The sequence below is a fragment of the Corynebacterium hylobatis genome (assembly GCF_003955685.1).
Classification (GTDB): domain Bacteria; phylum Actinomycetota; class Actinomycetes; order Mycobacteriales; family Mycobacteriaceae; genus Corynebacterium; species Corynebacterium hylobatis.
Window position 1 is genome coordinate 39,484 of sequence record NZ_RXHJ01000021.1, and the last position, 6,382, is coordinate 45,865.

Annotated in this window: 7 protein-coding genes; 3 read left to right on the plus strand and 4 right to left on the minus strand. The window is 66.7% G+C overall.

Annotation, left to right across the window (positions count from 1 at the left end; translation table 11 throughout):
- Nucleotides 1-15 precede the first annotated feature (15 nt).
- From EAH68_RS13330 to EAH68_RS13340, 3 genes are all read right to left on the minus strand, one after another.
- On the minus strand, nt 16-2,283 hold the full coding sequence (locus EAH68_RS13330) for a heavy metal translocating P-type ATPase (RefSeq protein WP_126121836.1): 2,268 nt from the start codon (nt 2,281-2,283) through the stop codon (nt 16-18).
- Between the two features lie 117 nt (nt 2,284-2,400).
- On the minus strand, nt 2,401-2,607 hold the full coding sequence (locus EAH68_RS13335) for a heavy-metal-associated domain-containing protein (RefSeq protein ID WP_126121837.1): 207 nt from the start codon (nt 2,605-2,607) through the stop codon (nt 2,401-2,403).
- 74 nt (nt 2,608-2,681) lie between these two features.
- A complete protein-coding gene (locus tag EAH68_RS13340) occupies nt 2,682-2,888 on the minus strand; it encodes a heavy-metal-associated domain-containing protein (protein WP_126121838.1) in 207 nt (68 codons plus the stop codon).
- A gap of 141 nt (nt 2,889-3,029) precedes the next feature.
- Between EAH68_RS13340 and EAH68_RS13345 the strand changes: the two genes are divergently transcribed.
- Both EAH68_RS13345 and EAH68_RS13350 read left to right on the plus strand, forming a co-directional pair.
- Nucleotides 3,030-3,413, plus strand: a complete 384-nt coding sequence (locus tag EAH68_RS13345; protein ID WP_126121839.1) for a thioredoxin family protein — start codon at nt 3,030-3,032, stop codon at nt 3,411-3,413.
- Nucleotides 3,414-3,580: 167 nt separating this feature from the next.
- On the plus strand, nt 3,581-4,447 hold the full coding sequence (locus tag EAH68_RS13350) for a PspA/IM30 family protein (RefSeq protein ID WP_126121840.1): 867 nt from the start codon (nt 3,581-3,583) through the stop codon (nt 4,445-4,447).
- Nucleotides 4,448-4,453: 6 nt separating this feature from the next.
- Here EAH68_RS13350 and EAH68_RS13355 read toward each other — a convergent pair whose 3' ends face one another.
- A complete protein-coding gene (locus EAH68_RS13355; RefSeq protein WP_126121841.1) occupies nt 4,454-5,731 on the minus strand; it encodes an NYN domain-containing protein in 1,278 nt (425 codons plus the stop codon).
- Between the two features lie 201 nt (nt 5,732-5,932).
- Between EAH68_RS13355 and EAH68_RS13360 the strand changes: the two genes are divergently transcribed.
- Nucleotides 5,933-6,307, plus strand: coding sequence for a GntR family transcriptional regulator (locus EAH68_RS13360; RefSeq protein WP_126121842.1), 375 nt, complete (start codon nt 5,933-5,935; stop codon nt 6,305-6,307).
- Nucleotides 6,308-6,382 lie beyond the last annotated feature (75 nt).

The following is a 6,382-nucleotide window of genomic DNA, read 5'->3' on the forward strand; positions in this document are numbered from 1 at the left end:
CCCCTGGACCGGCGCTCACTGGTGTGCGGAGCGGAAGCCGCGAAGTCGCAGTGAGTTCGTGACCACGAAGACCGAGGAGAAGGCCATGGCCACGCCCGCCAGCATCGGGTTGAGCAGGCCGACGGCAGCAACCGGGATGAGCAGCACGTTGTAGGCGAAGGCCCAGAACAGGTTGCCCTTGATCGTGCCCAGCGTGCGGCGCGACAGCCGGATGGCGTCGACGGCGGAACGCAGATCGTTGTTCATCAGCGTGATGTCGGAGGCCTCGATGGCCACATCGGTGCCCGCGCCCATCGCCAGGCCGAGGTCCGCCCGGGCCAGGGCGGCCGCATCATTGACGCCGTCGCCGACCATCGCGACGATCCGGCCCTCTTCCTGGAGCTTCTCGACGACCGCGACCTTGTCGTCCGGCATCACCTCCGCGATGACATCACCCGGCGCGATCCCGACCTCCGCGGCGACCGCCCGCGCGGCACCGGCGTTGTCACCGGTGAGCAGCATCGGCTTCAGGCCCAGCTCCCGCAGTTGCGCGACAGCTTCCGCGGAAGTGGCCTTGACGGTGTCGCGCACCGTGAGCACACCGGCCACCCGGCCGTCGACGGAGACGACCACCGGAGTGCCGCCCTGCTCCTGGGCGCGGTCGAAGACCTCCTGCAGCTGGCCCGGCAGCTGACCATCCGGACGGCCGACAATGATGGTGCGCCCGTCCACGGTGCCGGTCACCCCTTGCCCGGCCAGGTTCCGGAAGTCGCTGACCTCCGGGACGGTGAGCTCCTGCTCCGCCTTTCGCACCACGGCGCGGGCGATGGGGTGTTCGGAGGCTGCCTCCACCGCGGCGGCCGCGGCGAGCACCTCCCCGGCATCGAAACCTGCTGCAGCGTCGACGGTGCTCACCGACATGACACCCTCGGTGACGGTGCCGGTCTTGTCCATGACGATGGTGTCCGCGCGCCGGGTCGATTCGAGGACCTCGGGGCCCTTGATCAGCAGGCCCAGCTGGGCACCCCGGCCGGTGCCCACCAGCAGGGCGGTGGGGGTGGCCAGGCCCAGGGCACAGGGGCAGGCGATGATGAGCACGGCGACGGCCGCGGTGAAGGCAGGCGCCAGGCCGGCGCCGAGAGCCAGTTGCACCGCGAGGGTGAGCAGCGAGATGACGATGACCACCGGGACGAAGATCTGCGAGATCCGGTCCACCAGCCGCTGCACCGGGGCCTTCTTCGCCTGCGCGTCGGTGACCAGGCGGGCCATCTGGGCCAGGGTGGTGTCCGCACCGACGCGGGTGACCTCCACCAGCAGGCGGCCGGAGGCGTTGATCGTCGCGCCCGTCACGCGGGAGCCGGGGGTGACCTCCACCGGCACGGATTCGCCGGTGAGCATGGACTCGTCCACGGCCGAGGAGCCCTCGGTCACGCGGCCGTCGGTGGCGATCTTCTCGCCGGGGCGCACGATGAACACGTCGCCGACCTGCAGCTGGCTGACGGGTAGGCGGATCTCGTGGCCGTCGCGAAGCACGGCGGCGTCCTTTGCACCCATGTCGAGGAGGCGGCGCAGCGCCTCAGAGGACTGCCCCTTCGCCTTGACCTCGAACCACCGGCCGAGCAGCAGGAATGTGATCACCACGGCGGTGGTCTCGAGGTAGATCTCGTCCATGGTCGTGTCGGAGGGGAACAGGTGCATCTGCATGGTCATGCCCGGATGCCCCGCATTGCCCAGGAACAGCGCCCACAGGCTCCACAGATAGGCCGCGGAGGTGCCCAGCGTGATGAGGGTGTCCATGGTGAAGGAACCCTGGCGCAGGTTCAGCCACGTCGCCTTGTGGAAGGGGGCACCGCCCCAGAAGAACACCGGGGTGGTCATCGTCAGCACGGCCCACTGCCAGTTGGTGAACTGGAGAGCCGGGATCATGCTCAACAGCACGATGGGAACGGTGAGTAGGGCGGAGACGGTGAGGCGGTGTTTCAGGTCGGCCGCTTCCCGGCGACGCGCCGCCTCATGCGGGTCCTCGCTTGTCGACGCCCCCTCCGTCCCCGACGTTTCCTTCTCCGCCGCGAGGGCGAAGGCGTCGTACCCGGCGTCCCGCACGACCTCGATGAGGTCGGTGGTGCCGACCCGGGCCGGGTCATAGGAGATGCTCGCCGATTCGGTGGCGAAGTTGACGGTGGCCTCGACGCCGTCCACCTTGTTGAGCTTGCGTTCGACGCGCCCCGAACACGCCGTGCAGGTCATGCCCGTCACTCCGAGGTCGACCTTGAGCAGGTCGACGGCTGGCTGTGTCTGTGTCATGGCTGGGATCAATCCTTCCTTCACCCCCGATGATATACCCCATAGGGGTATCCGGCAAGGGTGCGGGAACGGCAAGGGTCCGGCACCCCGCAGGGTGCCGGACCCGGGCCCGGGCGGCTACTTCAGTTTATAGCCGGCCTCCTCCACCGCCTCGGCGATCTGCTCATCGGTAAATCCGGCCCCGGAGACGCTGACGTCGCCGCTCTCCGAGGATGCCTGTACGTCGGTGACGCCCAGGATCTCCCCGATCTCCTCTCGCACGGACTTCTCGCAGTGTGCGCAGGTCATACCCTCGACCTGGTAGTTCTTGGTGATGTCGGCCATGTGGCTGATTCCTTTCCGGTTGCGTTGCCTCCAAGGGCCCATTTTATACCCCTAGGGGGTATGTGGCAAGGCTTTTAGTCCTCCAACCGCAGAACAAAGCCCGCGCTCTCCACCGCATGCGCGATATCCGCATCGGTGAAACCCTCGCCTGTGACGGACACGGTGCCGGTCGCGACGTCGACCTCCACGCCCTGGGTGCCCGGGAGATCGGTGATCTCCGTCTCCACCGAGGTGCCGTTCTCCTCGGAGGTCATGCCTTCGACGACGTAATGCTTGATCATGGTGTCCTTTCGCCCGGCATCGGGACCCTCCGTTTCTTCCCGGGGGAATGAAGGGCAGCCAGGTACAGTTGTGCAGAAGGAAGCCGCATAAGTGCGCGGTTCTGTATAAGACCATACAAAACAATGAATCAGGAGATCCCCTTGGCAACCATCGATGTCACCGAGGCAACCTTCGAAGATACCGTCACCGGCGAGGGCATCGTCCTTGTCGACGCATGGGCGTCCTGGTGCGGTCCCTGCCGTGCTTTCGCCCCCACTTACGAGGCGTCCTCCGAGAAGCACCCCGACGCCACCTTCGCGAAGCTGGATACCGAGGCGAACCAGTCTCTGGCCTCCGCGCTGCAGATCCAGTCCATCCCGACCCTGATGATCTTCCGCGACGGCATCATGGTCTACCGCGACGCCGGAGCCCTGCCCCCGGCAGCGCTGGAGGACCTCATCGGCCAGGTCAAGGGCCTCGATATGGAGGATGTCCGCCGCCAGGTCGCCGAGGCCAACGCCGCCCGCGACGCCGAGGGCAACTAGGACCCTCCTAGGACCCTCCACTCCCCGAGCCCGGCCCGGCCCCGACCCAGGAGCCCCGGCCGGGCTTTTCTCATGGGCGGATGGCTGCGCGAAGGGTCGGCGGACGGGCGGATATCGCCGTAGGCTTGGGGCAAGACACCATTTCGCCAGAAAGCGAGACCCACGACATGGCTAACCCGTTCAGCAAGGGCTGGAAGTACCTGATGGCGTCCTTCGACTCCAAGATCGACGAGAACGCGGACCCGAAGGTGCAGATCCAGCAGGCCACCGCCGCAGCCAAGGAGCAGCACCAGCAGATCACCCAGCAGGCGGCCGCCGTGATCGGCAACCAGAAACAGCTGGAGATGAAGCTCGACCGGCTCCTGAAGTCCCAACAGGAGCAGCAGGACCGGGCCCGTACCGCCATTCAGGCCGCCGACAAAGCGGCGGCCGAGGGGGATGCGGACGGGGCCCGGGAACTGAACAACACCGCCGAGATCTTCGCGTCCCAGCTCGTCGCGGTGGAACAGCAGCTCGAGGAGACGAAACAGCTCCACGCGCAGGCCACACAGAACGCGGAACAGGCCCAGCGTCAGCAGAAGGAGTCCGAGCTGCGTCTCCAGGAGCAGCTCGGCCAGATCGATCAGCTGCGGGCCCAGGCCGACCAGGCGGCCATGCAGGAGACCTCGACCAAGGCGATGGACTCCATGCAGGAGCTGCGCCCCGATGACAGCGTCCCGACCCTCGACGCGGTACGGGAGAAGATTGAGCGTCGCTACGCGGACGCCCTCGGCGCGCAGGAGCTGACGCAGAGCTCCGTGCATGACCGGATCTCCGAGATCGCCGCCGCCGGCACCGACATGAAGGCCTCGGCCCGCCTGGCCGAGATCCGGGCAGGCATGTCCGCCGACAGTCCGGCGGACAAGCAGCTGACCGAGGGGGTCGGCGGTCCGGAACCGGAAATCGTCGAGACGGATCCTGAAGAAACGGAGCCTGTGGAGGCGGAGGAGGGCAGGGAAAACGCCGCCGGGGAGACCGGCGGCGTCAAGAAGTAGAACCTGCTACTGGTGGTTCTCGCGGCGGAAACTTATCAGTACGCCGCGGATCCCCGAATGGAAGCCATCCCGGAGATTGACCCGCTGGGCCTCGCTGAGCGTGTACTCGTGGAGGGTCTCGCACGCGAACTGCAGGAGCGGGCGGTCGATCTCCGGAGGAAGACCCCCGCCGGAGAGCAGATGGGCCTGGTCCCGTTGCTCTACGGTGGCGGCATTCTCGTACCACCAGCTCGCGTACTGCTGACCCACATCAAAAGGGGTCTGGAAACCCGCGGAGGACCAGACCTCCTCCGGTAGCGGCACATACCGCGACCGCAGCTTGCGGCGGGGAGCCATCATCGAGGGCTTCGGCACGCCGGGCTTCGGTCCCGGCTTGGGGGCTTCCGGTTCTGCACCGGACTCCGGCTCGGCGGGCTGTGCCGGTGTCTCTGGAGTGACCGGCTCGCCGGGAGTCAGCGGGTGCTCGGCCTCCGGCTCCACCTGGGTGGAGGCCTCGATCGCGGCCTCCACCGCCGACTCCACAGAGGCCTCGGTGGGGGAGGGGGCCTGGGCCGTCGGGGTGGCCGGGGCTGCGGGGACCTCCGTCTCCTCCCCGGGCGACTCCGGGGCCGTCTCCTTCGGCCGCGGCGGGGGAGTGCCCGCGAGGTTGCGAGGAGTGGGTACAGCGGTCATGCCGAGGTCCTCGATGGGTTCGGCATCCGAGAGCGGACGGTCCCGGACCACGGGAGGCAGCGGGCCCTCAAGAACCTGCAGCTGCATGGCCTCGGCGAAGTCCTCGCGGGGATCAAGGATGGTGGTCGAATCGCAGGAGTGTCGCAGGGCAGAGGACATGGAGTCCCAGCCGAAGCCGTAGAGATGGACACGCAGGCCGTGGTTGGTGGCCTCCTGGACGCCGGGGATCATGTCCGCGTCGCCGGAGACCAGCACGATGTCGGACACCTGCTGACGGCAGGAGGCCACGACCATGTCCGCGACCAGGCGGGTGTCGACGGCCTTCTGCGTCCGGCGCTCACCCCATTCGATGAGCTGGCCGGCACGCAGCTGCACACCATCGCAGGTGCGCAGGGCCCGCTGATAACGGTGCGGGCCGGAATCGGGGATGCCGTCGTACCAGAGTTGGCGGTGGATCGGCTGGTGGAGCTGATTCTGGATCATGGTGCCGAGGACATTGACCACCTCGGGCAGATCAATCTCTAACTGGGCACGCGCACCGGTCTCCCATGAGTTGTAGAAGCTTGCGAGCAGATAAGAGGTATCGACGAAGACAAGTGTGCGTTCAAGCATGGCTCCTAATTTCTGTGTTTTGTCGGTTGCTAAATAAAGGTTTGTCCTTTACCAGCATGCCCTAACCAAGGGGGCTGCGTCGATGACAGGCAGAGGATTCCCGGCAAGTCTGAAGCCGCCCCGTGGGGAGGGCGGAAAGTAGGTGCGGGTGGGTTAGGTTAGTCATATGACTAACCAACCAGGGTGTAGGGAAGTCCGGAGATGAACGAGACGGCAGCGCCGCTGTTCCAGCAGATTGCCGCGCTCGTGGAGGACACCGTCGTGGGCGGGGATCTTGCGGCCGGTGACCGGGCGCCCTCCACCAACGAGCTTGCGGCTTTCCATGACATCAACCCGGCGACCGCCCGCCGGGGACTCAGCCTTCTCGTGGAGAGGGGGGTGTTGGTGAAGCGGCGGGGGATAGGCATGTTCGTGACCACGCACGCCCGGAGACTCATCCTTGACCGCCGCCGGAAGGGTTTCGCCGCCGCCTATCTTGTCCCCCTCATTGACGAGGCCGTGAAGCTCGACCTTTCCCGCCAGAAGGTCCGCGAGCTTGTCGACGCCGTGGCGGAAAGCCGTGGGCTTTACATCTGACTGCTTTGTACGCGATCTGCAAACATGTTCTGACCTGGGGATTTGTGTGTGTGGTGGGGGGTGTGTAACTTTATG

Excerpts from the sequence above, each read along its gene's own strand:
- EAH68_RS13350 (WP_126121840.1), top strand. The coding sequence starts at position 3,581 with ATGGCTAACCCGTTCAGCAAGGGCTGGAAGTACCTGATGGCGTCCTTC.
- EAH68_RS13340 (WP_126121838.1), bottom strand. The coding sequence starts at position 2,888 with ATGATCAAGCATTACGTCGTCGAAGGCATGACCTCCGAGGAGAACGGC.
- EAH68_RS13330 (WP_126121836.1), bottom strand. The coding sequence starts at position 2,283 with ATGACACAGACACAGCCAGCCGTCGACCTGCTCAAGGTCGACCTCGGA.
- EAH68_RS13360 (WP_126121842.1), top strand. The coding sequence starts at position 5,933 with ATGAACGAGACGGCAGCGCCGCTGTTCCAGCAGATTGCCGCGCTCGTG.
- EAH68_RS13335 (WP_126121837.1), bottom strand. The coding sequence starts at position 2,607 with ATGGCCGACATCACCAAGAACTACCAGGTCGAGGGTATGACCTGCGCA.
- EAH68_RS13355 (WP_126121841.1), bottom strand. The coding sequence starts at position 5,731 with ATGCTTGAACGCACACTTGTCTTCGTCGATACCTCTTATCTGCTCGCA.